The sequence below is a fragment of the Actinoplanes sp. NPDC024001 genome, assembly GCF_040638955.1.
In the GTDB taxonomy this organism is placed as follows: domain Bacteria; phylum Actinomycetota; class Actinomycetes; order Mycobacteriales; family Micromonosporaceae; genus Actinoplanes.
Window position 1 is genome coordinate 46,899 of the sequence record NZ_JBEZZB010000035.1, and the last position, 24,703, is coordinate 71,601.

The window sequence follows — 24,703 nt, forward strand, 5'->3', positions numbered from 1 at the left end:
GCGGGGCGTGTGGGGGGGTGTGCTGTTTCGAGGGGGGCCGGCGGGGGGGGGTGGCGGTGGCGGGCGGTCCGCTCCCGGGGGGGGCCCGCCCTGGGGGGGTGGGGGCGGCCGCCCCCCGCGCCGGAGAGTGAGGCGAAGCTGCAGTGCGCCAGTTGGCTCATCGCGCGGTAGGTCGGCTGCCCGCACTCGGAACGCAGGTCACGCAGCCGCGAGGCGAAGGCGACGCGGTGCGCCGGGAGGGTCGCGTCCATCGTGGCCTCGCGACGGCCCCGTCGCGTGGCGTCCCCCGTCTCGGCCATCGACTGCCCCCAAACCGCCGCGTTCCGGATCGGTGGGAGTCTACCCACGCGTGTCGATGCGTTGAGTGCCGATCTCGCCCGTTTCGGAACCTTTGTCATTGTGCTCGGAGTCAGCAATGGCAGATCGTGTCACCGACAGTCAAGCAACTGGGCTCCGCCAGTCAGGGAGACCACGCGACGTGGAGCTTCTGCTCTCGTCCTGGACCGCCGACCAGATTCTCGGAGCCGCGCGCCGGGTCTGTTCGCCGGCGGGGAAGAAGCATTCGATGCGCAATTCCTGCAAGGTCACGTCCTGCGGCGTGCCGAGCGTGGTCACGGTGGAGAAGTAGTCGAACTGGCGGCCGTCGCGGGCGAATCGGACCGGCACGATCGGCAGCTGCGGCGCCAGCGGGTCGGTGTCGGCGACCGCGGCGGGCACGCCCGGATAGGCGAGCACCTCGGCGAGGATGCGCTGGGCGCGCTCGTCGGTCACGCCGCCGAGAGCCTCCCGGCGTACGCGCCGCACCAGCGCGTGGGCCACCTCCGGCCAGTTCGTGACGTACGGCCGTACCCCATCGGGGTGAAACATGAGCCGAAGCACGTTGGCCGGGCCGGGCACCGGCCGGTGGCCGGTGAGCAGGAACCCGAAGAAGCGGCCGGCGGCCGCGTTGGTGTCCCGGATGTCCCAGCCGCGGTCCATCACCACGGCCGGGTGCGGCTCCTGCTGCGCCAGGATCGCCTCGATCGCCTGCTGCACGGCGGCGATCGCCGGAGCGTCGAGAGCGGACTCGCGGTACTCGGGGGCGAAACCGGCGGCGAGCAGCAGGGTGTTGCGTTCGCGCAGCGGCACGTCGAGGACCTCGGCGAGCCGGAGCACCATGGTCCGGCTGGGCCGGGCCCGGCCGGTCTCGATGAAGCACAGGTGCCGGATGGAGACGGCGGCCTCGGCGGCGAGCCCCAGTTGACTCAGCCGCCGGGCCTTGCGCCATCGCTGGACGAGGGTGCCGATGTCACCGCTCATCCGGTCAGTATCCGCCGTGCCAGGCCTGCGCCTGGAACGGCGGTTCCAGCGGCGGATCGGCGAGGTTGCCGGTGTAGTTGGCCATCGTGGAGATCGCCAGTCCGGTGAGCACGTCGAGCAGCTGCCGCTCGTCGAAGCCGCCGGCGGTGAAGCTCTTGACGTCGGCCTCGTCGAGGTGCCCGCGCTTGTCGATGAGCGCACGGGTTGTCGCGGACAGGGCGGCGAGCCGCGGATCGTCAGGCAGCTCGCCGCGGCGGACCGCGTCGACCGCCGCAGCCGGGGCGCCCTGGGCGAGCGCGACCGTGGAGTGGAAGGCCACCGCCCAGGCGCAGCGGTTGGCGACGGCGTTGGACAGCAGCAGCATCTGCCGTTCGGCGTCGGTGAAGCCGGTGCCGCCGAACTGGCCGAACGCCGCGACGAACGTGCTGATCAGCGAGGGTGAGCCGGCCATCGTGGCGGCCAGGTTCGGCACCAGCCCGAGGGCCCCCTGCAGGCTCCGCAGAGCTTGCCGGGAATCCTCGGGCGCCGTCTCGACGGTGTGGATCCGGTATGTCGTCATGCCGGCAACCCTGGCCGGTCCGGCGAGCCGAACCAATTCCCCGTCAGGTAAACGCGGGCGCGCCGAACCAGCGGGCGAGGTGGTCGTTCAGGTCCCGCTGATCGTCGCCGATCCAGGCGACGTGGCCGTCGGGACGCAGCAGGACGCACGGGGCGTCCAGCGGCGCGGTGGCGTCCGCGAGGTGGTCGACCCGGTCGGACCAGCCGGCGGCGGTCAGGCGTTCGGTGCGGTCCAGCAGCAGGCCACGGCCGCGATGCAGCAGGTCGTAGAGGCGGCCCTGCTTGACGTCGAGGTCGGGCAGGCGGCGGCCGAGCAGCTCCGGGCCCTCGCCGAAGTCGTAGCGGACGCCGATCGCGGTGATCTTCTCCAGCAGGTAGCGGTTCACCTCGTCGAAGTCCATCAACGCGATGAGCAGCCGGCGTACGGCCCGCGCGCCCGGCTCGGGGGACAGCAGCTCCGTCTGGGCGCGGGTGTTGTCCAGCACGTCCGCGGCGACCGGATGACGTTCGGCCGGGTAGGTGTCGAGCAGAGTGTCCGGCGCCCAGCCGCGGACCTGTGCGGCCAGTTTCCAGCCGAGGTTGACGGCGTCCTGCACGCCCAGGTTGAGTCCCTGCCCGCCGATGGGCGGATGGATGTGCGCCGCGTCGCCGGCCAGCAGCACCCGCCCCACCCGGTAACGGTCGGCCAGCCGGGTGGCGTCGCCGAAACGGGACAGCCAGCGCGGTGAATGCACGCCGAAATCGGTGCCGGCGATCGCACGCAGCTGGTGCCGGAAATCCTCGAGGGTGGGCGGTTCCGTGCGGTCGGTGACTGACGCGGCGGGAACAATGACGCGATACATGGTTCCGCCGAAGGGGGTGAGGCTGAAACGCCGGTCGCTCACGTCGGCGGCGGCGATCTCCTGCGGCGGCACACCTATTTCCATCTCGCCCATCAGCGTGTCGGTCCGTGAGGGTTCGCCGGGGAAGCCGACGCCGAGCAGTTTGCGCACTGTGCTGCGCGCGCCGTCACAGCCGACGAGATAGCGCGTACGCAACCGTTCCCCGCCGGCCAGTTCGACGGTGACCCCGGCGTCGTCCTGCTCCAGGCCGGCCACCGTGCAACCGTGCCGGACCTGCGCGCCCAGGCTGATCGCATGCTCTTCGAGCAGGTGAACGATGACCGGCTGCGGGATGCCGAGCAGATAGGCGTGCGCGGAGTCCAGATTCGCGGGGGCGGGTTTGTCGATGGCGGCGAAATAGCTGGCGGCCGGGCGCCGTCGCCCGCGTTCGAGAATGCGCTCCAGCAGCCCGCGCATCGCCATCAGTTCGATGGTGCGAATGTGCAGGCCGACGATGCGGACGAACGAGGCGGGCTCGGTTTCCTTCTCCAGGACGAGCACCCGCACATCGTGCAGCCGCAATTCCGCGGCCAGCATGGCGCCGGCCGGCCCACAACCGGCGATGACAACGTCGTACGTAAGGGACATGGGTGTGGCCTTTCGGGAGTCGAGGCGCTCCCGGCGACACCTACGTCAATCGCCCGACCATGACGGCAGAGGGGAGCACCCACATCGATCCAACGGTCATGGGTCTCACCTCCTCGGGTGGTGTCACGGTCGATCGCAAACTACAAGCGTTCAGTACATTTGTCACCCCCGGTCGCGTATCCACGGCTCTGCTGCCGTCCCGCCCGCGTTCCTAGCGTGGACGACATGGAAAGCCCCGCGGTACATCTGTCCGGAATCACCCGGCGATTCGGCCCTGTCCGCGCCGTCGACGACCTCGACCTCACCATCGAGGCGGGCACCGTCGTCGCGCTGCTCGGCCCCAACAAGACCACCGCCGACGCCCTCGACGCCGCCCTGCGCGTACGCCCGGACGTGGCCCTGCTCGACATCGAGATGCCCGACGGCAGCGGCCTCGACACCGCGGCGACGCTGCGCGAGCGGCTGCCCGGCTGCCGGGTGCTGATCCTCACCGCCTTCGGCCGGCCCCAACCCCCTCAGCGACCGGGAACGCGACGTCCTGCGCGCCGCGGTGGACGGCGCCACGGTCGCGGACATCGCCGCCCGCCTGCACCTGTCGGAGAGCACGGTCCGCAACTACCTGTCCGCCGCGATCGGCAAGACCAGCACCCGCAACCGCATCGAAGCGGCACACCGCGCCCGGTCGAACGGCTGGATCTGACGGGGCCGGCAGGCTGGTGCCGGCTCGGTACGCTCAGCGGCGAACAGACAGGCTCATCTCACCTGGGGAGATCACCATGCGTCTGCGAACCCTGCTGCTGACCGCCACGACCCTCGTGCTCGCCACCATCGCGGCCCTGCTCGCCAGTCCCGGCGCGGCCATGGCCGGATACACCTGGTCCAACTGAGCAGTCCCGGGCGTCGGCATAGGGTGGCGGGATGTTGCGCGATGACGATCTCGCCCTGCTGACCCGGCCGCTGTACGCCTTCCTCACCGTCGCGCCGCGCGGGGATCGCTGGCCCGCGCCGCGCCCGGTGTGGTTCGAGGTCGGCGCCGGCGGCGACCTGGAGATGTTCTCGCTGCCGGACGCGCCGAAACTCGACCGGCTCCGCGAGCAGCCCCGCGCGTCCGTCGTGGTCGCTGCGCCGGTCGGGGAGCCCGAGCACTGGGTGTCGGTGGAGGGCGCGGTCACCCTGCACGAGCAGGGTGGTTTCGAGCTCGCGGCCCGGCTCGCCGACCGCTACTACGACATGCGCGAGGCGAAGAACCGCGCGCTGGTCGAGGAATGGCGCACCGCCGGCGTGGTGCGCATCGTGCTGCGCCCGGAGCGGGTGAACCGGTTCTCACTGTGAGCGTGCGGCCAGCTTGGCGGGGTTGACCACCAGGTTCAGTTCGGTGATCCGGCCGTCGGCTGTCTCGACGCCGATCACGCCGAGCACCTCGCCGCCGAGTTCGAGCCGGAACCCGTCGCCGCCGGCGAGCGGCACTGGCGTCAGCCGCACCCCGGCGTAGCGGCGGGCCAGCCCGGACAGCAGCGTGAGCACCCGGTGCGGGCCGTGCACCGGCTTGCGGGCGGCGGGCACCGCGCCGCCGCCGTCGGAGCGCAGCACGACCCGGGGGTCGAGCAGGGGGATCAGGCCGGACAGGTCACCGTCGGCGCTGGCGGCGAGGAAGGCGGCCAGCACACGCCGGTGTTCCTCGGCGGAGACCGGGCGGCGCGGTGGCGCCTGCTCACGGACCCGCCGCCGGGCCCGCGAGGCGAGCTGCCGGCAGGCCGCCGGGGTACGGTCGACGACCGCCGCCAGCCGGTCGAAGTCCATGCCGAACGCGTCGTGCAGGACGAACGCGACGCGTTCCGCGGGTGACAGGGTCTCCAGCACCAGCAGCACGGCGGTGCGCAGCGACTCGCGCAGGGCGACGGTGTCGCTCAGGTCGCTGTCGTCGTAGCCGACGAGCGGTTCGGGCAGCCAGGTGCCCACGTACGACTCGCGGCGGGACCGGGCGGAGCCCAGCATGTCGAGGCAGATCCGCGCCGTGACGGTGGTGAGCCAGGCCCGCTGGTTCTCCAGGTCGGGCGGTGCCGCGCCGCGCAGCCGCAGATAGGCCTCCTGCACCGCGTCCTCGGCGTCGGCGGCGCTGCCGAGCAGGCGGTACGCCACCGCGAACAGGTAGCGGCGATGCCCGTCCCAGCCGTCCATGTCACACGATTGTGCCGCACGTCGTCATCGGTTCATGGAGAGCATCACCGTTGTCGGCGGCGGCCTCGCCGGGCTCACCGCCGCGATCGTCTGCGCGGAATCCGGCGCCCGGGTTCGGCTGTTGGAGGCGCACCGGACGCTGGGCGGGCGGGCCAGGACGACCGGGGCGCCGTATGTCGCCCACGAGGGCCCGCACGTGTTCTACAGCGACGGCCCGTTCTGGGACTGGCTTGCTGCTTGCGACCTCATCGGCGCGCACACCGCGGTGCCGTTACGCGGGCTGGCCGGCTTTCGGTTCCGGCACGGCGGCCGGCTGCGCCGTACCCCGCCGGCCGTGTTGCTGCCCGTCCTGACACGACGCAGTCGGCCGGCGCCGGCCGACCTCGACTTCCACACCTGGATCCGGGAGCGGCACGGCGCCGCGACGGCGACGGCGCTGTCGAACCTGGCGGGTGTCTTCGCCTTCGACGCCGATCCGGGCCGGTTGTCGGCCGCCTTCGTCTGGCCGCGGCTGCTGCGGGTGTTCACGGCGAATCCCGCCGCCCGGTACGTCACCGGCGGCTGGAGCGCCCTGATCGACCGGCTCGCCGCGCACGCCCGCGCCCTGGGCGTTCGGATCGAGACCGGCGTACGGGTCAGCGAGCTCCCCGCGCCGCCGGTCATCGTCGCCACCTCCCTGGATGCCGCGGCCACCCTGATCGGCAGTCCGCTGCCGCGCGTCGAGAGCGGCCGGACCGCCCTGCTCGACGTGGCGGTCCGCGCGGCGCCCGGTGATGCCTTCGTCGTGAGCGACCTCGACGAGGCGGGCTGGCTGGAGCGGTTCACGCTGCCCGATCCGAGCCTGGCGCCGGCCGGGGAATCCCTGATCCAGGCTCAGCTGCCGCTGCGTCCCGGCGAGTCGAAGGCCGACGGCCTGGCCCGGCTGGAGGCGCTGGTCGACCAGGCGCTGCCCGGCTGGCGTACGCGTCTCACCTGGCGGCGCGACGCGGTCGCCCATCGCCGCACCGGCGCGCTGGACCTGCCCGGGCACACCTGGCGGGACCGGCCGGCCATCGCCCGGGGCGGCGGCGTCTTCCTCGCCGGTGACCAGGTCGCGGCGCCGGGCCTGCTCAGCGAGGTCTCCTTCCACAGCGCGGTGACGGCGGCCCGGCTCGCCCTCGCGCTGCGGTCGACCGTACCGGGCTGATCGCCGCATCGTTGCGAGTCTGGACGGCCGAGGATGCCGAACGTGCGGCAGGACGCTGAACGCGTCATTGATGAGGGTGAAGTCCGTGCAGCTGCGGTGGTAGAACCGAGACGTACCGGTAACCAGGGAGAAAGGCGTGCAGATCGATGCGGCCGGGCTGGTCGAGTTGCTGTGCCGGCGCGGCGAGCCGCCGCAACCCCGGAGTGTCGGGTGGCGCCGCCGGATGTCCGCATCGCGATAGCCGGACGCCGTGATCGTCAGGTCAGCGACGGTGGCTGATGCCGAGGCGCTCGCCGTCGTGCAGACACGCACGTCGCGGGAGGTGTACCGCGGGGTGATGCCCGCGGAGTACCTCGATCGGCTTGATCCGTCCCGGCGGCGGCAGGTGTGGCGGCAGCTGATCGAGTCCGACCGGTTCCCCGCGGGCACCCTGGTGGTGGAGGACCGGGACGACGGCGTGGTCGGTTTCATCAACGTCGCGCCGAGCGGTGACGCCGACGCCGACGCCGGTCTGGTCGGCGAGGTTCGCGCGGTCTACGTCCTGCCGGAGCACTGGGGTCGCGGTGCCGGCCGGCTGCTGATGGAGGCGGGCCTGCGCCGGCTCGCAGACGCGGGCTGTCGGCAGGTGATCCTGTGGGTGCTGGAGGCCAACGAGCGTGCCCGGCGCTTCTACGAAGCCGCCGGCTGGCGCACCGACGGGGCGTCGACGACCGACGACTCCCGTGGCGTGCCCCTGACCGCGATCCGATACCGCTATTCGTAGTCCCGGCGCTCTCCGATTGCGGGGGTGCCTAAACCGGTCTAGGTTCGCGTTCAAACCGGTTTAGTAACCGCCGGGAGGTCACCGATGACCAGGCCGGAGCGCCCGACGATCCGCGATGTGGCACGCGTCGCCGGGGTGTCCAAAGGGGCGGTGTCGTTCGTGCTCAACGGACGGCCGGGCGTCGCCGAGGGCACTCGGCAGCGGATCCTCGACGCCGCCCACAGTCTGGGCTGGACGCCCAGCCATCAGGGCCGGGCGCTGTCGGTCTCCCGCGCGTTCGCGGTCGGGCTGGTCCTCGCCCGCCCACCGGAGCTGCTCGGCGCCGACCCGTTCTTCCCGGCCTTCATCGCCGGGGTCGAGCGGACCCTGTCCGAGCGGGGGCAGGCCCTGGTGCTGCAGGTGGTGCCGGACGCCGCCGCCGAGGAGGACGGTTACCGGCAGCTGGCCGGCGCCGGCCGGGTGGACGGGGTGTTCCTGCTCGACCTGCGGGTCGGCGACCCGCGGATCGCGCTGCTGGAGGAGCTGCGGATGCCGGCGGTCACGATCGCCCGGCCCGACGTGCCCAGCGACTTCCCGGCCCTGCTGGTCGACGACCGGCCGGGGATCACGGCCGCGGTCCGCCACCTGGTCGAGCTGGGGCACCGCCGGATCGCGCACGTCGCCGGCCCGTCCCGGTTCCTGCACGGCTCGGTGCGGCGCCGGGCGTGGGAGCAGGCGCTCACCGACGCCGGCCTGCCCGCCGGGCCCGTGGTGGAGGCGGACTTCACAGCGGCCGGCGGCGCCCAGGCCACCCGGGCGCTGCTGGCCGGCGGCCGAGCCGGCCGGCCCACCGCGATCGTCTACGCCAACGACCTGATGGCCATCGCCGGGCTGTCGGTGGCGCTGGAGCACGGCATCGCCGTCCCGGCGCAGCTGTCGGTCACCGGTTTCGACAACACCGAGCTGGCCGGGTACGTCTCCCCGCCGCTCACCAGCGTCCGCACCGACCCGTACGGCTGGGGCCGGTCGGCCGCCGAGGCCCTGCTCGCCCTGATCGCCGGGGAGACCGTCGGCGACATCGCCGTTCCCCCGGCTCAGCTCGTCGTCCGGGCCTCCACCGCAGCACCCCCACCTCCCACCGTCTGATTCGGAGGAGACCATGAAACGCACGCTCCCGGCAGCCCTCGTCTCGCTCACTCTCGTTCTCGCCGCCGGCTGCGACGGCAGCGGTGGCGGCGGCGACGCCGAGAAGGCCAACGCCGCCACCGGCCCGATCACCGTCTGGCTCTCCAACAACCAGGAGGAGCTGGCCTGGGGCAAGGCCATGGTCGAGGCGTGGAACACCCAGCACGCCGACCAGACGATCACCGCGCAGGAGATCCCGGCGGGCAAGAGCTCGGAGGAGGTGATCGGCGCCGCGATCACTGCCGGCAACGCCCCCTGCCTGATCTTCAACACCGCCCCGGCCGCGGTGCCGCAGTTCCAGAAGCAGGGCGGCCTGGTCGCGCTCGACGAGTTCGACGGCGGCGCGCAGTACGTCACCGAGCGCACCGGTGAGGCCGCCGAGCAGTACAAGTCGCCGGACGGCAGGTTCTACCAGCTGCCGTGGAAGTCCAACCCCGTCATGATCTTCTACAACAAGGAGATCTTCGCCAAGGCGGGGCTGGACGCGGAGAAGCCGGCGCTGTCCACGTACGACGAGTTCCTGACCGCCGCCCGCAAGATCAAGTCGTCGGGTGCGGCGCCGGCCGCGATCTACCCGTCGCCGGCCGCGGACTTCTTCCAGTCCTGGTTCGACTTCTATCCGCTGTTCGCCGCGGAGACCGGCAAGCAGCTGGTCGAGGACGCCAAGGCGCAGTTCAACAGCCCGGAAGGGGAGCGGGTCGCGGCGTTCTGGAAGACCCTGTACGACGAGGGCCTGGCCCCCAAGGAGCCGTACAACGGTGACTCGTTCGCCGACGAGAAGGCCGCCATGGCGATCGTCGGCCCGTGGGCGATCGCGGTCTACGGCGACAAGGTGAAGTGGGGCGCGGTGCCGGTGCCCACCTCGGCGGGCAAAACGGCCGACCAGATCACCACGTTCAGCGACGCGAAGAACGTGGCGATGTACAGCGCCTGCCAGAACCGGGCCACCGCCTGGGAGGTGCTGAAGTTCGCCACCAGCAAGGAGCAGGACGGTGAGCTGCTCAGCAAGACCGGGCAGATGCCGCTGCGCGCCGACCTGGCGGCCGCGTACCCGGACTACTTCGCGAAGAACCCCGCCTACCAGCAGTTCGCCGACCTCGCCGGCCGGACCGTGGAGGTGCCGAACGTACCCAACTCGGTGGCGATCTGGCAGGCCTTCCGCGACGCCTACTCGGCCTCGGTGATCTTCGGCAAGCAGCCGGTGCCGGACGCCTTCAACGCCGCCGCGCAGAAGGTCGATCAGCTCGCCAGCGGCTCGTGAAGGGGGCCGTCCTCGGCCGCCATCCGGTCGGCATGATCCTGGCCGCACCGTACGCGGTCTACCTCGCCGTGATCTTCGCCTACCCGTTCGGGTTCGCGATCTGGATGAGCTTCCACGACTACTTCTTCGCCGCGCCCGGCGCCATCGTCGATCACCCGTTCATCGGCCTGGACAATTACCGCGCGGTGCTGACCGATCCGGGCGTGCGGCAGGCGTTCGGCAACATCCTGGTCTTCCTGGTCATCAACGTGCCGCTGACCACGGCCCTGGCACTGCTGCTGGCGGTCGCGCTGAACAAAGCCGTGCACGCCCGCACCTTCCTGCGGGTCGCCTTCTACGTCCCCTACGTGACCGCCAGCGTCGCCGTCGTCGGTGTCTGGCTGTTCCTGTTCAATTCCGAGGGCCTGGTCAACACCGTGCTCGGCCCGCTCGCGCCGGACCCGTCCTGGCTGGTCAACGAGCGCCTCGCGATGCCGGTCATCGCGCTGTTCGTGACCTGGAAGCAGCTCGGGTTCTTCATCCTGCTCTACCTGGCCGCGCTGCAGAACGTCTCCAAGGAGCTGTACGAGTCGGCCGCGGTCGACGGCGCCGGCACGTGGCACCGGTTCTGGTCGGTTACCGTGCCCGCCGTACGCCCGGCGACCGCGCTCGTGGTGATCCTGGCGCTGATCACCGGCGCCAACCTGTTCACCGAGCCGTACCTGCTCACCGGCAACGGTGGCCCGAACGGCGCGTCCGCCTCCCCGGTGCTGGTCATGTACCAGCGCGGCCTGCAGCAGGGCGAACCCGACTTCGCCGCCGCCCTCGGCGTGCTGCTGGTCATCGGCGTCCTGGTCGTCGCCTTCATCAACCGCCGGCTCATCGAGAGGGACTGACATGCCGCGATGGCCCGCCGTGCTGCGTTACGTCCTGCTGTTCGCCGGCGCGCTGGCGTTCCTGTTCCCGTTCTACTACATGCTGATCGGCTCGTTGCAGGCCGAGCCGGACACCTCGGTGGCCGGCGCGTTCCCGTCCTCCGGGCTGACCCTGAACAACTACGCCGACATCAACTCGCGGGTCGACCTGCTCGGCTCGCTGGTCAACTCCGGCATCTTCACCGGCGGCGTGCTGCTCGGCACGGTCGTGTTCGGGGTGCTGGCCGGCTACGCCCTCGCCCGGCTGCGGTTCCGCGGCGGCGGCACCCTGTTCGTGCTGGTCCTGCTGGTGCAGGTGATCCCGTTCCAGCTGCTGCTGATCCCGCTCTATGTGCTGATCGTGCGCGGTTACGGGCTGGCCGACTCGTACCTCGGCATGATCCTGCCGTTCGCGATCAACACGACGGCGGTGTTCATCTTCCGCCAGTTCTTCCTGCAACTGCCCGACGACCTGTTCTCGGCCGCCCGCCTGGACGGCGCCGGCGAGGTGCGCATCCTCTGGTCGGTCGCGTTGCCGCTGGTCAAACCGGCCCTGCTGACCGCGGTGCTGCTGACCTTCATCGGCCCGTGGAACGAGTTCCTCTGGCCGTTCCTGATCACCAAACAGGCCGACATGCAGCCCCTGGCGGTGTCGCTGGCCAACTACATCAGCAACGTGGCGTCGCGCGCGGCCAACCCGTTCGGCGCGATCCTCGCCGGCGCCTGCGTGCTGGCCGCGCCGGCCGTCGCGCTGTTCATCGCCTTCCAGCGCCAGTTCGTCTCCAGTGATCTCAGTTCGGGGGTGAAAGGCTGAATGCCGATCAAAACCCATGTTCCGTACGGGCTGACGCGCCTCGGCACCGTGATGACACCCGAGCCCGGCAACCCGTGGGAGGCCGAAGGCGTGCTCAACCCGGCCAGTGGCCGTACCCCGGACGGGCGACTGCACCTGCTGCCCCGGCTGGTCGCAGCCGGCAACGTGTCCCGGGTCGGGCTGGCCGAGGTGGAGTTGCGCGGCGGCGTGCCGGTCGGGGTGCACCGCCGCGGTGTCGTGCTCGCGCCGGACGAGGGCTGGGAGCGGGGCCTGGCCAACGCCGGTGTGGAGGACCCGCGCACCACCTGGGTGCCGGCGCTGGGCCGGCACCTGATGACCTACGTCGCCTACGGCCCGCTCGGCCCGCGCCTGGCCCTGGCCGTCTCCACCGACCTGCGCGGCTGGCAGCGCCTCGGCCCGGTCCAGTTCGCCTACCAGCCCGGCCTGGACACCGACCTCAACCTGTTCCCCAACAAGGACGCCGTGTTCTTCGCCGAACCGGTGCCCGGACCGGACGGCCGGCCCTGCTACGCGATGCTGCACCGCCCGATGTGGGACCTCAGCTGGGTGCGGCCCGGCGAGGGCGTGCACCTGCCCGCCGGCATCACCGACGAGCGGGCCGGCATCTGGATCTCCTACGCGCCGGCCGACGAGGTCGACGCCGACATCACCGCCCTGGTCCGGTTGCGGCAGCACCGCTGCGTGGCGCTGTCCGCATTCGACTACGAAGAACTCAAGATCGGCGCCGGGCCGCCGCCGCTGCGGGTGCCCGAGGGCTGGCTGCTCATCCACCACGGCGTCACCGGCTACGTCCCGCCCGGCTGGGATCCGGCCGGTCAGCGCGTCAGCTACGCCGCCGGCGCCATGCTGCTCGACCCGGCCGACCCGGGCCGGGTGCTGGCCCGCACCGCGCAGCCGATCCTCGCCCCGCAAACCGCGGACGAGCACCACGGCACCGTGCCCAACGTTGTCTTCCCCACCGCGATCGAGCAGGTCGACGGCGTCCACTACGTCTTCTACGGCATGGCGGACACCCGCATCGGCGTCGCTCGGCTGGACCGGCTCACCGACGAAGGAGAACGCCATGAAACGCCGTTCCGTCCTGTTCGGCAGCGGCCTCGCCCTGACCAGCCCGCTGCTGACCCCCACCCCGGCTCAGGCTCAGGCCCGGCCGAGCCCGGCCCCGCTGACTAACCTCGCCCACCTGGACTTCCTGCGCGAGCAGGTCAGCCCGCCCGCGCAGGACGGCCACACCACCTACCGGCTCGCCGAAGCCCCGGCGGTCGGCATGCTGTGGACCTACGCCGAACCCGGCCCGGACGGCGCCTACCGCCGCCTCGGCGGCGGCACCTACCACCCGGCGACCAACACGTACGGGCAGGGCGCCTACAACGCCGACGACGTGGCCCGCGCCGCCGTGGTCTACCTGCGGCACTGGCGGCAGACCGGCGCCGCGAGCAGCCGGCAGGCCTCCTACCAGCTGCTGCGCGGCCTGACCTACCTGCAGACCGCGACCGGCCCGAACGCCGGCAACGTCATCCTGTGGATGCAGCCGGACGGCACGCTCAACCCGAGCGCCGATCCGCCGGAACTGCCCGACCCGTCCGACAGCGGCCCGTCCTATTGGCTGGCCCGCACGGTGTGGGCGCTCGGCGAGGGCTACGCGGCCTGGCGGTCCGCCGACCGCGAGTTCGCGGCCTTCCTGCGGCGCCGGCTCGATCTCGCGGTCACCGCCCTGCATCGTCAGGTCCTGATCCGGTACGGCGAGCGGCAGCTGATCGACGGCGACCGGGCCCCGGCGTGGCTGATCGTCGACGGTGCCGACGCCACCGCCGAGGCCGTGCTGGGGCTCAGCGCGTACGCCGCGGTGGGTGCGACGAGCGCCGCCCGGCGCGCGCTGCGGCAGTTCGCCGAGGGCATCGCCGCGCTCTCCGACGGCGGCGTGCGCGAATGGCCGTTCGGCGCGATCCGCCCGTGGGCGCTGTCGCGGTCGCTGTGGCACGGCTGGGGTTCGCAGATGCCGGCCGCGCTGGCCCGCGCCGGCCAGGTCCTCGGCGACGCCGATCTGGTGCGCCCGGCGGTCACCGACTCGGCGGTGTTCACACCGTGGCTGCTCACCTCCGGCGGCCCGGACAACGGGCGGCTGCCGGCCCGCGTCGACCGCACCCAGATCGCCTACGGGGTGGACTCGCGGCTGCAGTCGCTGCTCGCGGTCGCCGACGCGACCGGCCGCACCGGGTTCCGCCGGCTCGCCGGGATCGTCGCCGCCTGGTATTTCGGGGCCAACCCGGCCGCGGTGCCCGCCTACGATCCGGCGACCGGCCGCACCATCGACGGGATCGCCGGCGACGGCACGGTCAGCCGCAACTCCGGCGCCGAGTCGACCATCCACGGGCTGCTGAGCATGCTGGCGCTCGACGCCGATCCGCGGGTGGCGGCGCTGGCCCGGCAGGGGCGCGTCGTGGAGCGGGTGGGCACGACCCTGGTCGAGGCCGAGCAGGGACAACTCGGCGGCGGCGCCGTGGTGGTCACCCCACCGTCGGCGTGGACCGGCGAGTCGTCGTTCAGTGGCGGCTACGTGCGGATGCCGGCCGGCGCCACCGTCCGCTGGCAGCTGCCCGCGCTCGACCAGGCCCGGCTGGTGCTGCCGATCGTCGACCTGCGACCCGGCAGCGCGGCGGTCACCCACTGGTCGTCGCTGGGCGTGGTGCGCCACGGCGACGTCGGCGCGCAGGGCGCCTCACCGGCGGCGGGGGCGTTGCTGCCGGTGACCGTGGGTGAGCTGGCGTCCGGGCGTACCGATCTCGAGGCGACCGCGACCGGTGGTGAGGCCGTGGTGGACGCGGTGATGCTGGAACCACTGGTGTCGCGGCTGGTGATCGGCGGAGCCGGGCGCCAGACGGCGCTGCTGCGCAGCGCCGCGCGCACCCCGCAAACCGTGCGCGTTGCGGGCCCGGCGGTGATCGAGACCTACGACGCGGCCGGGGTCCGGCGCGGCCGGGTCACCGCCGCCGCCGGTGCGGCCGTGCGAGCCGTGGTCCTGCCCGGCGGTTTCACGCTGATCCGCAGGTGAGGTGCCGTGCCCGCACGGCTGACGTTCACAGCAATCATATAGTTTGAGCCCGTATCTTCGGCGACGGACCGGCGCACCGCCACCGACTCGCACGAGGAGACGATTTCTGCATGAGCGGCATCACCGACTGGATCTCCGACTGGGTCTTTCAGCTGGTTGATGCCCTGGGCGCGGTCGGTGTCGGCCTGCTGCTCTTCCTCGAGACGGTCATCCCGCCGATCCCGTCGGAGCTGATCCTGCCGCTGGCCGGCTTCCGGGCCCGCGATGGCGACCTCAACGTCTTCGCCGTCTGGACCACCGCCACCGTCGGCGCCCTCGCCGGTGCGCTCGTCCTCTACTACGTCGGCGCCCTGCTCGGCTACGACCGCCTGCACGCGCTGGCTGGCAAACGCTGGTTCATCCTGTCCACCCGCGCGGATGTGGAGCGCGGTTACGCGCTGTTCGAGAAGTACGGCTCCTGGCTGGTGCTGGCCGCCCGCTGCGTGCCGATCGTGCGCAGCCTGATCTCGCTGCCGGCGGGTGTCGCCCGGATGCCGCTGAGCAGGTTCGTCCTGTTCACCGTCATCGGCAGCGGGATCTGGAACGCTGCCCTGATCGGCGCGGGCTGGCTGCTCGCCGACAACTGGGAGCGCGTGGAGGGCTACCTGAGCCCGGTGAGCAAGGTCGTGCTGGGGCTCGGCGTCGCGTTCGTGATCTTCCTGGTGGTGCGGCGGGTGCTGGCCCGCAAGCGGGCGATGGTGGCCGGTGTCGACCCGGCCGAGGCGGACGTGGACGGCCGCCCCGCCCCGGACTTCGACGGTTTCGGCAACCCGAACGAGTACCCGACGGCGCGGCACCCGGCCCGCGGTGTGGCCCGGGTGACGAACAACCGGTTCTAGGGCGTCGCCAGCAGGTCGAGGCCGGCCTCGGCGATGCGGGCGGCCTCGCCGGTGAGGTCGCCGAAGTCCTGCCCGGCCATCGCGCCCGCGCGGACCCGCATGTTGATGTCCTCGGTGATGACTGCGAACTTCAGGTGCGCGAAGGCCAGGTAGACGTCCAGGTGCGTGAGGTCGGCGCCGGTCGCCTCGGCGTACCGGGCGGCGATCTCGGCGCGCCGGGGGAAACCGATGGTGCGGGTGATCGACGGGGCCAGCCGCCACGGCTGCTCGCCGGGTTCGCGCCAATAGAACAGCAACAGTCCCAGGTCGGCGAGCGGGTCGCCGAGCGTGGACATCTCCCAGTCGAGGACCGCGCCGACGGTTCCCCGGACCGGGTCGAGCACGCAGTTGTCGAGCCGGAAGTCGCCGTGCACCAGCGACGTCGCGGTGTGCCGCGGCACGGCGTCGGCGAGCGCCGCGGCGAGTTCGCCGACGGCCAGCACGCCGTCCTGCCCGACCGCCTCCCACTGCCTGCTCCAGCGCCGGATCTGCCGGGCGAGGAACCCCTCCGGGCGGCCGAAACCGGTCAGCCCGGTCGCCTCCAGGTCGACGGTGTGGATCGCGGCGAGGGTGTCGGTCAGGTTGCGGGCGAGCGTGCGCGGGTAGGCCGAGAACCCGGGTGGCAGCGCGTCGCGCACGACGACGCCGGGCACGGCCGACATGACATAGCTGGGCACGCCGATCAGTTCGCCGCCGGGATCAGCGAGCAGGATCTCCGGCACGGGTACGGCCGACGACCACAGAGCCTTCTGTACGCGGCACTCGCGCCCCATGTCGTGCGCGGTGGGCCGCAGTTCGCCGTCGGGGGGACGGCGCAGGATGACCTCACCGGCGGCCGACCGCAGCCGGAACGTCAGATTCGACTTGCCGCCGGTGATGAGCTCGGTCTCGAAACTGAGCCAGGCGTCGTCACCGAGGGCGGCCGCGAGTGCCGGGCCGATCCGCTCCAGCGTGGCCGTCATCGGGTCTCCAGCACGTCACGCGCGATGATCAGTTTCATGATCTCGGTGGTGCCGCCGTAGATGGTGGTGACCCGGGTGTCGGCGTAGGCGCGGGCGATCGGGTACTCGAGCATGTACCCGTACCCGCCGTGCAGTTGCAGGCAGCGGTCGACGACCCGTTTGTGCATCTCGGTGGCCCACCACTTGGCCTTGGCCGCGTCGACCGCGGACAACTCACCGGCGTTGAGGCGCAGAACGGCGTCGTCGACGTAGGCCTGCGTCACCTCCAGCTCGGTGACCATCTCGGCGACGGCGAACTGGGTGTTCTGGAAATCGGCGAGCGGCTTGCCGAACGCCCTGCGGTCCCGGACGTAGCCGATCGTCCAGGCCAGCGCGGCCCGGGTGCCGGCGCACGCGGTGACGGCGATGTTGAGGCGTTCCAGCGGCAGGTGCGACATGAGCGCGTGCAGACCCCGGCCCTGCTGCCCGAGCAGGGCGTCGTCGCCGACGCGCACGTCGTCGAAGATCAGCTCGGCGGTGTCCTGCGCCTTGAGGCCGAGTTTGCGCAGCTTGCGGCCGCGGGTGAAGCCGGCTGTCCCGTCCTCGACGACGAAGAGGCTGAAGGCGCCGTCGCCGGTGCGGGCCACCACGACGACCAGGTCCGCGTTGATGCCGTTGGTGATGAACGTCTTCGCCCCGTTGATCACCCAGCCGTCGCCGTCGCGGACGGCCGAGGTCCGGATGCCCTTGAGGTCCGAGCCGGTGCCGGGTTCGGTCATCGCGATCGCCCCGATGTGCTCGCCGGACGCCAGCTTCGGCAGCCATCGTTGGCGCTGCTCGCCCGCGGCCAGGTCGATGAAGTAGGGGAGGACCACGTCGGTCTGCGCGGCGAAGCCGGCCGCCAGGGAATTGGCGCCGGCCCGGGCGGTCTCCTCGATCATCGCCACCCGGAAGCGGTAGTCGCCGATGCCGCCGCCACCGAACTCCTCGGGCACCGGCAGCCCCAGGTAGCCGAGCTCGCCGGCGACGCGCCAGACGCGGCGGGGGATCTCGGCTGCCTCCTCCCAGTCGTCGACGTGCGCGGCGACCTCGCGGGCGACGAACTCCTTGACGCTGTCGCGGAAAGCCTCGTGCTCGTCGTCGAAGAGGGATCGCCGGGCGTACAGGTCGGTCATGCCATCGCCTCTCGTCTACTTAGCGAGCGCTAACTAGAATTCGGGCCACTGTGCCGGAAAGTCAAGAGGAGCGCCGATGGACATCTTTCGTCTCGACGGCCGGATCGCACTGGTCACCGGTGCGAGTTCCGGATTGGGGGCGGGCTTCGCGCGTACCCTCGCCGCCGCCGGCGCCGATCTGGCGCTGGTCGCCCGGCGCGCCGAGCGCCTCGCCGACCTCGCGGAGAAGTTGCGTGCCGCGGGCACGCGCGTGACCACCCACGCCGCCGACGTCAGCGACCCGGACCAGTGCCGGGCGGCGGTGGCGGCAGCGGTGACCGAGTTCGGCCGCATCGACGTGCTGATCAACAACGCCGGCATCGGGCACGCCGTCCCGGCCTCCCGGGAGACGCCCTCCTCGTTCCGGGCGGTGCTCGACGTCAACCTGGCCGGGCCGTTCTGGATGGCGCAGGCCTGCGCCCCGCACATGCCGCGCGGCTCCGCGATCGTGAACGTCGCCAGCGTGCTCGGGCACATCGCGCCACCGTTCCCGCAGGCGGCCTACGCGGCGAGCAAGGCCGGGATGCTGGGCCTGACCCGCGATCTCGCCCAGGAGTGGTCGGCGCGCAAGGGGATCCGGGTGAACGCGCTGTGCCCCGGCTATTTCGCCAGCGAGATGACCGCGGATGATGACGAGCAACTGCGGGCGATGGTCGCCCGCAACAGCATGCTCGGCCGGTTCGGCGAGCAGTCCGAGCTGGACGGGGCGTTGCTGTTCCTGGCCTCGCCGGCCTCGTCGTACGTGACCGGCACGAGCCTGATCGTCGACGGGGGCATGGCGGCGTTATGAGGGAATGGACCCACTATCCGGCTCTGGAGCTGCCGCCGATCCTCGCGGTGTCGCTCGATCAGATCGTCCGGCACGGGTACGACGCCACGAGCGTCCGCAAGATCGCCGGTGAGGTGGGGGTGACCGTTCCGGCGCTCTACTACCACTTCGCGAACAAGCAGGCGATCCTGATGGCCCTGCTCGACCACGCCATGCAGATCGTGACCAGCCACGTCGACGCCGCTCTCGAGGAGGCCGGGAACGATCCGGTCGCCCGGCTCAGTGGCGCCGTGGAGGCGATCGTGCTCTACATGGCGCACCACCGTGACCTGGCGTTCCTGGATTCCGAGCGCCGGTCGCTGACGCCGGGCAACCTGGAGCGCTATGTGCGGCACCGGGACCGGATCGAGGGCCTGCTGCGCGAGACGATCGTGTCCGGCTGCCGGGCGGGCGTCTTCCGGACGGAGAACCCGACCGCGTGCGGGCGGGCGATCCTGGCGATGTGCCAGGGGGTGGCCGGCTGGTTCCAGCCCGGCGGGCCGCAGACGGCGGAGGAGTCGGCGGCGGACTATGTGCGGATCGCGCTCGCCGCTGTGCAGTCAGCGTAGACCGTTATTGTCGAGGTCATGACAGTCACCAGCTCCCGGGCGGACCGGACCCGGCAGTCCCGGTCGCGGATCCTGGACGCCGCGGTCACCTGCCTGCTGCGCGACGGGTACGCCCGAACCAGCACCATCTCGATCCAGGCCGAGGCGGGCATGTCGCGCGGCCGGATGCTGCACCAGTTCCCGTCCAAGGAGGAGCTGCTGGTCGCGGCCGCGCACCACATCTTCGCCAGCCAGCTGGAGCAGCCGGTGCCGCCGGTGCTGAGCGAGCAGATCGCCGAGGCGAGCGGGCCGGGGGAGCGGATCGCCGTGGTGGTGGACGTGCTGTGGGCGACGTTCCAGGAGCCGAGCTTCTGGGCGGCGACCGAGTTGTGGGTCGCGGCGCGCACCGAGCCGGTCCTGGCCGACGCGATCCGGCCGGCGGAGAAGCGGCTGGGCCGGGCGATCTGGCAGCGCATGGACCATCTGTTCGGGCCCGATCTGGTGGGCCGCCCGCTCTATCTGCCGATCCGGCCGGTGCTGTTCACCAGCATGCGGGGCACCGCGCTCAGCTATGCCTTCGACGCTCGGGACCCGTCGTCCGAGCCGCTGCTGGAGCACTGGAAGGAGATCGCCCGGCACGCGCTGCTGGCATCCTGAAACAGACAGCCTTGACTGTTTCTGGTTCGCGGGGTGAGACTCGGTCCGTCCACCGACTGCGAAGGGGATCTCCGTGAGGCTCACCCAGCACGACGTCGCCCTCGTCACCGGCGGCGCCTCCGGCCTCGGCCTCGCCACCGTGCGGGCCCTGGCTGCGACCGGCGCCCAGGTCGTGATCATCGATTTGCCCTCCTCCGAGGGCAAAGCTCTCGCCGACTCCGGTGTCCACTTCAGCCCGGGCGATGTGACCAGTGAAGAGGCGGTGAACGCCGCGCTGGGGGTGGCCGCCGGCCTGGGGCAGCTGCGGGTCGTGGTGAACTGCGCCGGCATCGGCTCGGCGGCCCGCGTCCTGGGCAAGAGCGGCCCGTTCCCCTACGACCTGTTCCGCCGCACCGTCGAGGTCAACCTGCTCGGCACCTTCAACGTGATCCGCCTGGCGGCCGGTGCTCTGGCTTCCGGCTCTGTCCAGGACGGCGAGCGGGGGGTCATCGTCAACACCGCCTCGGTCGCCGCGTTCGAGGGGCAGATCGGCCAGGCGGCGTACTCCGCCTCCAAGGGCGGCATCGTCGGCATGACCCTCCCCATCGCCCGCGAGCTCGCCTCCTCGCTGATCCGGGTCGTCACCATCGCGCCCGGCCTGTTCGAGACGCCGCTGCTGGCCGGCCTGCCCGAGGAGGCCAAGGCCTCCCTCGGCGCGCAGGTGCCGCACCCGGCCCGGCTCGGGCAGCCCGCCGAGTTCGCCGACCTGGTGGCGAGCATCGTGCGCAACCCGATGCTCAACGGCGAGACGATCCGGCTCGACGGCGCGATCCGGATGGCGCCGCGATGAGGACCCGGTTCACCGAGGCGTTCGGCATCCGCCACCCGATCGTGCAGGGCGGCATGCAGTGGGTGGGCCGCGCCGAACTCGCCGCCGCCGTCTCCGAGGCCGGCGGCCTCGGCATGATCACCGCGCTGACCCAGCCCACACCCGCCGCCCTGGCCGAGGAGATCGAACGCGCCCGCCGGCTCACCGACCAGCCGTTCGGGGTGAACCTCACCATCCTGCCGACGATCACTCCGCCGCCCTACGACGAGTACCGGCGGGTCATCGTCGACTCCGGGGTGACCATCGTGGAGACCGCCGGGTCCAACCCCGAGCCCCACATGGAGATGTTCCGGTCCCACGGGGTCAAGATCATCCACAAGTGTACGAGCGTCCGGCACGCACTGAAAGCCGAGGCCGTCGGCGTGGACGCGGTCAGCATCGACGGCTTCGAGTGCGCCGGGCACCCCGGCGAGGACGACATCCCCGGCCTCGTGCTGATCCCCGCCGCGACCGACCGGCTCAGCATCCCGGTGCTCGCCTCCGGCGGCTTCGCCGACGCCCGCGGCCTGGTCGCCGCCCTGGCGCTCGGCGCGGACGGCATCAACATGGGCAGCCGGTTCATGTGCACCGTCGAGTCCCCGATCCACGACAAGGTCAAGCAGGCCATCGTCGACGGCGACGAGCGCGGCACCCAGCTGATCTTCCGGCAGCTGCGCAACACCGCCCGGGTGGCCGGCAACGAGGTCAGCCGCGAGGTCGTGGAGATCCTGCAGAGCGGCGGCACCTTCCCGGACATCGCGCCGCTGGTGGCCGGCGCCCGCGGCCGCAAGGTGTTCGAGGAGGGCGACCTGGACGCCGGCATCTGGACCGTCGGCATGGTGCAGGGCCTGATCGACGACGTGCCCACCTGCGCCGAGCTGATCGACCGGATCGTCACCGAGGCGGCCGAGATCATCGCGCACCGGCTCTCGACGGCGGTGGCAGCATGAGCGACGACATCCTCTGCCAGCACGACGGGCCGGTCCTGCGCATCACCTTCAACCGGCCGCACGTGCTCAACGCGCTCACCCCGGCCGTCGTCGACGACCTGACCGAGCTGCTCACCGAGGCCGGCGACGACCCGCAGGTGCGGGTCGTGGTGCTCGCCGGCGCCGGCCGCGCCTTCAGCTCCGGCGCCGACCTCACCACGGTCACCGGCGCGCCACCGGAAGCGACCCTGCACGCCGCCAACCGGCTGATCCGTGCCGTGGGCGCGATCCCGCAGCCGGTCGTGGCCGCCGTGCACGGCCCGGCGGCCGGCGTGGGCTGCTCCCTGGCCCTCGCCTGCGACCTGGTGCTGGCCTCGACGAACGCGTTCTTCCAGCTCGCCTTCGTCAACATCGGCCTGATGCCCGACGGCGGCGCCACCCTGCTCGTTCCGGCGAACATCGGCCGGGCCCGGGCCATGTCCCTGGCCATGCTCGGTGAACGCCTGCCGGCCTCGCTCGCGGCCGACTGGGGGCTGATCTACCGGGTCGTCGACCCGTCCGCGTTGCAGGATGCCGTCGACGAGCTCGCCACCCGGCTGTCGCGGGCCGCGCCGCTCGCCGTCACGGCGGCCAAGCGGGCGGTGAACGCCGCGACGCTGGGTGTGCTGGAGGACAGCCTGCGGCGGGAGACGGACGGGCAGTCGGCGCTGCTGGCAAGCGAGGACTTCCAGACGGCGGTGACCGCCTTCCGGGAGAAGCGGACGCCGTACTTCACCGGCCGCTGAAGCCGGTGGTTCGCCGGATCACCGCGGCATTAGGACAGGAGGTGTCCTGAGCGGTCCCTAGCGTCGCCCGCATGACGAACAGCCAACCGGGCCCGCGCCCGTTCCGTATCGACATCCCGCAGTCGCAGCTCGACGACCTGACGGCCCGTCTGGGCAACACCCGCTGGCCGGACGAGCTGCCCGGGGTCGGCTGGAGCCGCGGAGTGCCCGTCGAGTACCTGCGGGAGGTCGCCGACTACTGGCGCACCGGCTTCGACTGGCGGGCCCAGGAGGCGGCCCTCAACCAGTACCCGCAGCACCTGACCACCATCGACGGGCAGAACCTGCATTTCCTGCACGTGCGCTCGCCCGAGCCGGCGGCCACGCCGCTGATCCTGCTGCACGGCTGGCCCGGTTCGGTGGTGGACTACCTGGACGTCATCGGGCCGCTGTCCGATCCCCGCAGTCACGGCGGCGACCCCGCCGACGCCTTCCACCTGGTGATCCCGTCGCTGCCCGGCTTCGGATTCTCCACCCCGCTGGCCGGGCCGGGCATGAACGCGGTCCGGGCGGCCGGGATCTTCGCGGCGCTGATGGTCCAGCTCGGATACGAGCGGTACGGCGTGCACGGCTACGACTGGGGCGCGTGGATCGCCCCTCGCGTGGGCCGGCACGACCCGCAGCGGGTCGTCGGCGTCCACGTCACCGCCTTGGTCACCATCCCGGTCGGCGCCGACGGCGAGATGGACGGCCTCAGCGAGGCCGAACAGCAGCGCTGGCAGCGCATGCAGAACGGCAACGACGGCTACCTGCGGTGCAACGCCCAACGCCCGCAGACCGTCGGGTACGCCCTGACCGACTCCCCGGCCGGGCAGCTCGCCTGGATCGTGGAGAAGTTCAAGGAGCACACCGACCCGGAGGAGGGGCTGCCGGAGGAGAGCATCGACCGCGACCGCATCCTCACCGACGTGTCGATCTACTGGCTGACCGGCACCGCCACCTCCGCCGCCCAGATCTACTACGAGGAGTTCTCCGCGGGCGCACCGGGCGGCGAGCGCGGGACCGTGCCCACCGGCGTCCTGGTGTCCGGTCAGGACAACACGATCCGGCCGTGGGCCGAGCGTGACCACCACATCGTGCACTGGACCGAACTCGGCAAGGGCGGACACTTCCTCGCCATGGAAACACCCGAGCTGCTGGTCGACGACATCCAGACGTTCTTCCGCAAGCTGCGGTGAGGCGCGTCCGTACGGGGTTGCCTGGCAGCGGGCAACCCCGTACGGACGCAGGTGGGTTCAACCGGTTGCCGATTCTGCAGGCCGCTGTTGACGGTGCGCTCACAGCCGCATGACGGTTCTGTGACGGGACCTGTCGAGCGCCGCCGTCTCGCCGATCACCAGCTGCCGGCGGTCATCCGGCAGCTGGTGATCGGCGTCATCACCGCTCCGGCTCGCCGTGCGGGCGGACGATGAGGACCGGGCAGTCCGCGTGGTGCAGCAGTTGCAGGCCGGTGGAGCCGAGAACGGTTCCGGCGATAACGCCGTGGCCGCGGCTGCCGACCACCACCAGGTGGGCGGTCTTCGACACGCCGCTGAGCACCGCCGCGGCGCTGTCGTGTGACAGCAGGGCCTCCACCGGCACGTCCGGGTACTTGGCGCGCCACGGCGCCAGCTGCTCGTTCAGGCGGTGGCGTTCGGCGTCGTCCTGTTCCGGGATGTGCACGTTCGCCGGCGGATTGCTGCCCCAGTAGAGCGGGATGACGGGCAGATAGGAGCGGATCGCGACCAGCGACGTCTGGCGGGCGCGGGCGGCGGTGAACGCCGTGTCCAGCACCTCATCAGCGGAGCCGGCGTCGTCGACGCCCACCGCGACCGGTCCGGCCGCGATGTCGGCGCGCCCGCGTACCACCACGACCGGCGCGTGCGCGTGCGTGGCCACCCGCTGACTGACCGATCCGAGGGTGAGGGCGGCGAAGCCGCCGCGGCCGCGGCTGCCGAGCACCAGCAGGCCGGCCTGCTCGGAGGTGTGGATCAGGTGCGTGACCGGGCTGCCGATCTGCAGGTCGGTGTCCACGTCGATGTCCGGCGCGGCGGTCTTCGCCTCGTGCGCGGCGCGGGTGACGACGTTCTCGGCGCTCGCGCGGGCGGCCGCGAAGTGCCCGCCGCCGAAGTCGTAGCGCGACGCGTTCCAGTCCCATTCCATGACATGGGTGACCAGCAGCGGCCGGTGGCTGAGCTGGGCTTCCCGTGCGGCCCACCGTACGGCCGCCCGGCTGTATTCGGTGCCGTCGACTGCGACGACGATCGCTGGGGTACGCATGGCTTCCTCCATAAGGTTGTTGATCGTCTGGGGTTGATGCCCCGGGTGCCCGGGACGGTGGGGTGTGGCTGATGGCTTCTTGCCGTTGGGTGGTTCCGAAG

At 71.9% G+C, this 24,703-nt stretch carries 24 protein-coding genes and 1 pseudogene; 18 read left to right on the forward strand and 7 right to left on the reverse strand.

Annotated features, from left to right (window positions below):
- Nucleotides 1-438: 438 nt before the first annotated feature.
- Genes AB0F81_RS16110 through AB0F81_RS16120 form a run of 3 tightly spaced genes read right to left on the reverse strand, consistent with a single transcriptional unit; the run spans nt 439 to nt 3,326 of the window.
- Complete coding sequence (locus AB0F81_RS16110; protein WP_360197313.1) at nt 439-1,299, reverse strand: helix-turn-helix transcriptional regulator; 861 nt, start codon at nt 1,297-1,299, stop codon at nt 439-441.
- A 4-nt stretch (nt 1,300-1,303) separates the two neighbouring features.
- Nucleotides 1,304-1,858 (reverse strand): carboxymuconolactone decarboxylase family protein, encoded by a 555-nt coding sequence (locus AB0F81_RS16115; RefSeq protein ID WP_360197316.1) that lies wholly within the window; start codon nt 1,856-1,858, stop codon nt 1,304-1,306.
- 43 nt (nt 1,859-1,901) lie between these two features.
- Nucleotides 1,902-3,326 carry an FAD-dependent monooxygenase gene (locus AB0F81_RS16120; RefSeq protein ID WP_360197318.1) on the reverse strand — a complete coding sequence of 475 codons (1,425 nt, stop codon included), beginning with the start codon at nt 3,324-3,326 and terminating at the stop codon, nt 1,902-1,904.
- Nucleotides 3,327-3,551: 225 nt separating this feature from the next.
- On the opposite strand from AB0F81_RS16120, the pseudogene AB0F81_RS16125 reads away from it, so the two are divergent.
- A pseudogene (locus AB0F81_RS16125) lies at nt 3,552-4,026 on the forward strand (LuxR C-terminal-related transcriptional regulator).
- A 218-nt stretch (nt 4,027-4,244) separates the two neighbouring features.
- Nucleotides 4,245-4,658 (forward strand): pyridoxamine 5'-phosphate oxidase family protein, encoded by a 414-nt coding sequence (locus tag AB0F81_RS16130; RefSeq protein ID WP_360197321.1) that lies wholly within the window; start codon nt 4,245-4,247, stop codon nt 4,656-4,658.
- Here AB0F81_RS16130 and sigJ read toward each other — a convergent pair.
- Nucleotides 4,650-5,504: an RNA polymerase sigma factor SigJ gene (gene sigJ, locus AB0F81_RS16135; RefSeq protein WP_360197324.1), complete on the reverse strand. Its 855-nt coding sequence runs from the start codon at nt 5,502-5,504 to the stop codon at nt 4,650-4,652. The genes AB0F81_RS16130 and sigJ overlap by 9 nt on opposite strands.
- A 34-nt stretch (nt 5,505-5,538) precedes the next feature.
- Here sigJ and AB0F81_RS16140 point away from each other — a divergent pair, with 34 nt between their 5' ends.
- The 9 genes from AB0F81_RS16140 to AB0F81_RS16180 all read left to right on the forward strand — a co-directional run bounded on the left by AB0F81_RS16140 (nt 5,539) and on the right by AB0F81_RS16180 (nt 15,536).
- A complete protein-coding gene (locus tag AB0F81_RS16140; protein ID WP_360197327.1) occupies nt 5,539-6,690 on the forward strand; it encodes an FAD-dependent oxidoreductase in 1,152 nt (383 codons plus the stop codon).
- A gap of 250 nt (nt 6,691-6,940) precedes the next feature.
- A complete protein-coding gene (locus AB0F81_RS16145) occupies nt 6,941-7,453 on the forward strand; it encodes a GNAT family N-acetyltransferase (RefSeq protein WP_360197329.1) in 513 nt (170 codons plus the stop codon).
- An 84-nt stretch (nt 7,454-7,537) separates the two neighbouring features.
- A complete protein-coding gene (locus AB0F81_RS16150) occupies nt 7,538-8,578 on the forward strand; it encodes a LacI family DNA-binding transcriptional regulator (protein WP_360197332.1) in 1,041 nt (346 codons plus the stop codon).
- Between the two features lie 13 nt (nt 8,579-8,591).
- A complete protein-coding gene (locus AB0F81_RS16155; protein ID WP_360197335.1) occupies nt 8,592-9,878 on the forward strand; it encodes a sugar ABC transporter substrate-binding protein in 1,287 nt (428 codons plus the stop codon).
- On the forward strand, nt 9,875-10,753 hold the full coding sequence (locus AB0F81_RS16160; protein ID WP_360197338.1) for a sugar ABC transporter permease: 879 nt from the start codon (nt 9,875-9,877) through the stop codon (nt 10,751-10,753). Before AB0F81_RS16155 ends, AB0F81_RS16160 begins: the two co-directional genes overlap by 4 nt.
- A 1-nt stretch (nt 10,754) precedes the next feature.
- Nucleotides 10,755-11,585, forward strand: a complete 831-nt coding sequence (locus AB0F81_RS16165; protein ID WP_360197341.1) for a carbohydrate ABC transporter permease — start codon at nt 10,755-10,757, stop codon at nt 11,583-11,585.
- Nucleotides 11,586-12,779: a hypothetical protein gene (locus tag AB0F81_RS16170; RefSeq protein WP_360197344.1), complete on the forward strand. Its 1,194-nt coding sequence runs from the start codon at nt 11,586-11,588 to the stop codon at nt 12,777-12,779.
- Nucleotides 12,670-14,658, forward strand: coding sequence for a hypothetical protein (locus AB0F81_RS16175; RefSeq protein ID WP_360197346.1), 1,989 nt, complete (start codon nt 12,670-12,672; stop codon nt 14,656-14,658). The genes AB0F81_RS16170 and AB0F81_RS16175 overlap by 110 nt, the downstream gene beginning before the upstream one ends.
- 110 nt (nt 14,659-14,768) lie before the next feature.
- Nucleotides 14,769-15,536, forward strand: a complete 768-nt coding sequence (locus tag AB0F81_RS16180) for a DedA family protein (RefSeq protein WP_360197349.1) — start codon at nt 14,769-14,771, stop codon at nt 15,534-15,536.
- Here AB0F81_RS16180 and AB0F81_RS16185 read toward each other — a convergent pair.
- Nucleotides 15,533-16,537: a phosphotransferase family protein gene (locus AB0F81_RS16185; RefSeq protein ID WP_360197352.1), complete on the reverse strand. Its 1,005-nt coding sequence runs from the start codon at nt 16,535-16,537 to the stop codon at nt 15,533-15,535. The genes AB0F81_RS16180 and AB0F81_RS16185 overlap by 4 nt on opposite strands.
- Complete coding sequence (locus tag AB0F81_RS16190; protein ID WP_360197355.1) at nt 16,534-17,691, reverse strand: acyl-CoA dehydrogenase family protein; 1,158 nt, start codon at nt 17,689-17,691, stop codon at nt 16,534-16,536. The genes AB0F81_RS16185 and AB0F81_RS16190 overlap by 4 nt, the downstream gene beginning before the upstream one ends.
- A 76-nt stretch (nt 17,692-17,767) precedes the next feature.
- Here AB0F81_RS16190 and AB0F81_RS16195 point away from each other — a divergent pair, with 76 nt between their 5' ends.
- The 7 genes from AB0F81_RS16195 to AB0F81_RS16225 all read left to right on the forward strand — a co-directional run bounded on the left by AB0F81_RS16195 (nt 17,768) and on the right by AB0F81_RS16225 (nt 23,521).
- Entirely contained in the window at nt 17,768-18,520 is a 753-nt protein-coding gene (locus AB0F81_RS16195) for an SDR family oxidoreductase (protein WP_360197358.1), read from the forward strand.
- Nucleotides 18,517-19,107: a TetR/AcrR family transcriptional regulator gene (locus AB0F81_RS16200; protein WP_360197360.1), complete on the forward strand. Its 591-nt coding sequence runs from the start codon at nt 18,517-18,519 to the stop codon at nt 19,105-19,107. The genes AB0F81_RS16195 and AB0F81_RS16200 overlap by 4 nt, the downstream gene beginning before the upstream one ends.
- A gap of 18 nt (nt 19,108-19,125) precedes the next feature.
- A complete protein-coding gene (locus AB0F81_RS16205; protein ID WP_360197363.1) occupies nt 19,126-19,743 on the forward strand; it encodes a TetR/AcrR family transcriptional regulator in 618 nt (205 codons plus the stop codon).
- Nucleotides 19,744-19,816: 73 nt separating this feature from the next.
- The gene (locus AB0F81_RS16210) at nt 19,817-20,572 is read left to right on the forward strand and encodes a 3-hydroxyacyl-CoA dehydrogenase (RefSeq protein WP_360197366.1); all 756 of its coding nucleotides are present in this window, start codon (nt 19,817-19,819) and stop codon (nt 20,570-20,572) included.
- Complete coding sequence (locus AB0F81_RS16215) at nt 20,569-21,540, forward strand: nitronate monooxygenase (RefSeq protein ID WP_360197369.1); 972 nt, start codon at nt 20,569-20,571, stop codon at nt 21,538-21,540. The genes AB0F81_RS16210 and AB0F81_RS16215 overlap by 4 nt, the downstream gene beginning before the upstream one ends.
- Nucleotides 21,537-22,304 (forward strand): enoyl-CoA hydratase, encoded by a 768-nt coding sequence (locus AB0F81_RS16220; RefSeq protein WP_360197372.1) that lies wholly within the window; start codon nt 21,537-21,539, stop codon nt 22,302-22,304. Before AB0F81_RS16215 ends, AB0F81_RS16220 begins: the two co-directional genes overlap by 4 nt.
- A 71-nt stretch (nt 22,305-22,375) precedes the next feature.
- On the forward strand, nt 22,376-23,521 hold the full coding sequence (locus AB0F81_RS16225; RefSeq protein WP_360197375.1) for an epoxide hydrolase family protein: 1,146 nt from the start codon (nt 22,376-22,378) through the stop codon (nt 23,519-23,521).
- Between the two features lie 199 nt (nt 23,522-23,720).
- Here AB0F81_RS16225 and AB0F81_RS16230 read toward each other — a convergent pair whose 3' ends face one another.
- A complete protein-coding gene (locus AB0F81_RS16230; RefSeq protein WP_360197378.1) occupies nt 23,721-24,602 on the reverse strand; it encodes a universal stress protein in 882 nt (293 codons plus the stop codon).
- Nucleotides 24,603-24,703: the final 101 nt, after the last annotated feature.

Excerpts from the sequence above, each read along its gene's own strand:
- AB0F81_RS16110 (WP_360197313.1), bottom strand. The coding sequence starts at position 1,299 with ATGAGCGGTGACATCGGCACCCTCGTCCAGCGATGGCGCAAGGCCCGG.
- AB0F81_RS16115 (WP_360197316.1), bottom strand. The coding sequence starts at position 1,858 with ATGACGACATACCGGATCCACACCGTCGAGACGGCGCCCGAGGATTCC.
- AB0F81_RS16120 (WP_360197318.1), bottom strand. The coding sequence starts at position 3,326 with ATGTCCCTTACGTACGACGTTGTCATCGCCGGTTGTGGGCCGGCCGGC.
- AB0F81_RS16130 (WP_360197321.1), top strand. The coding sequence starts at position 4,245 with ATGTTGCGCGATGACGATCTCGCCCTGCTGACCCGGCCGCTGTACGCC.
- sigJ (WP_360197324.1), bottom strand. The coding sequence starts at position 5,504 with ATGGACGGCTGGGACGGGCATCGCCGCTACCTGTTCGCGGTGGCGTAC.
- AB0F81_RS16140 (WP_360197327.1), top strand. The coding sequence starts at position 5,539 with ATGGAGAGCATCACCGTTGTCGGCGGCGGCCTCGCCGGGCTCACCGCC.
- AB0F81_RS16150 (WP_360197332.1), top strand. The coding sequence starts at position 7,538 with ATGACCAGGCCGGAGCGCCCGACGATCCGCGATGTGGCACGCGTCGCC.
- AB0F81_RS16155 (WP_360197335.1), top strand. The coding sequence starts at position 8,592 with ATGAAACGCACGCTCCCGGCAGCCCTCGTCTCGCTCACTCTCGTTCTC.
- AB0F81_RS16165 (WP_360197341.1), top strand. The coding sequence starts at position 10,755 with ATGCCGCGATGGCCCGCCGTGCTGCGTTACGTCCTGCTGTTCGCCGGC.
- AB0F81_RS16170 (WP_360197344.1), top strand. The coding sequence starts at position 11,586 with ATGCCGATCAAAACCCATGTTCCGTACGGGCTGACGCGCCTCGGCACC.
- AB0F81_RS16175 (WP_360197346.1), top strand. The coding sequence starts at position 12,670 with ATGAAACGCCGTTCCGTCCTGTTCGGCAGCGGCCTCGCCCTGACCAGC.
- AB0F81_RS16180 (WP_360197349.1), top strand. The coding sequence starts at position 14,769 with ATGAGCGGCATCACCGACTGGATCTCCGACTGGGTCTTTCAGCTGGTT.
- AB0F81_RS16185 (WP_360197352.1), bottom strand. The coding sequence starts at position 16,537 with ATGACGGCCACGCTGGAGCGGATCGGCCCGGCACTCGCGGCCGCCCTC.
- AB0F81_RS16190 (WP_360197355.1), bottom strand. The coding sequence starts at position 17,691 with ATGACCGACCTGTACGCCCGGCGATCCCTCTTCGACGACGAGCACGAG.
- AB0F81_RS16195 (WP_360197358.1), top strand. The coding sequence starts at position 17,768 with ATGGACATCTTTCGTCTCGACGGCCGGATCGCACTGGTCACCGGTGCG.
- AB0F81_RS16200 (WP_360197360.1), top strand. The coding sequence starts at position 18,517 with ATGAGGGAATGGACCCACTATCCGGCTCTGGAGCTGCCGCCGATCCTC.
- AB0F81_RS16205 (WP_360197363.1), top strand. The coding sequence starts at position 19,126 with ATGACAGTCACCAGCTCCCGGGCGGACCGGACCCGGCAGTCCCGGTCG.
- AB0F81_RS16215 (WP_360197369.1), top strand. The coding sequence starts at position 20,569 with ATGAGGACCCGGTTCACCGAGGCGTTCGGCATCCGCCACCCGATCGTG.
- AB0F81_RS16220 (WP_360197372.1), top strand. The coding sequence starts at position 21,537 with ATGAGCGACGACATCCTCTGCCAGCACGACGGGCCGGTCCTGCGCATC.
- AB0F81_RS16225 (WP_360197375.1), top strand. The coding sequence starts at position 22,376 with ATGACGAACAGCCAACCGGGCCCGCGCCCGTTCCGTATCGACATCCCG.
- AB0F81_RS16230 (WP_360197378.1), bottom strand. The coding sequence starts at position 24,602 with ATGCGTACCCCAGCGATCGTCGTCGCAGTCGACGGCACCGAATACAGC.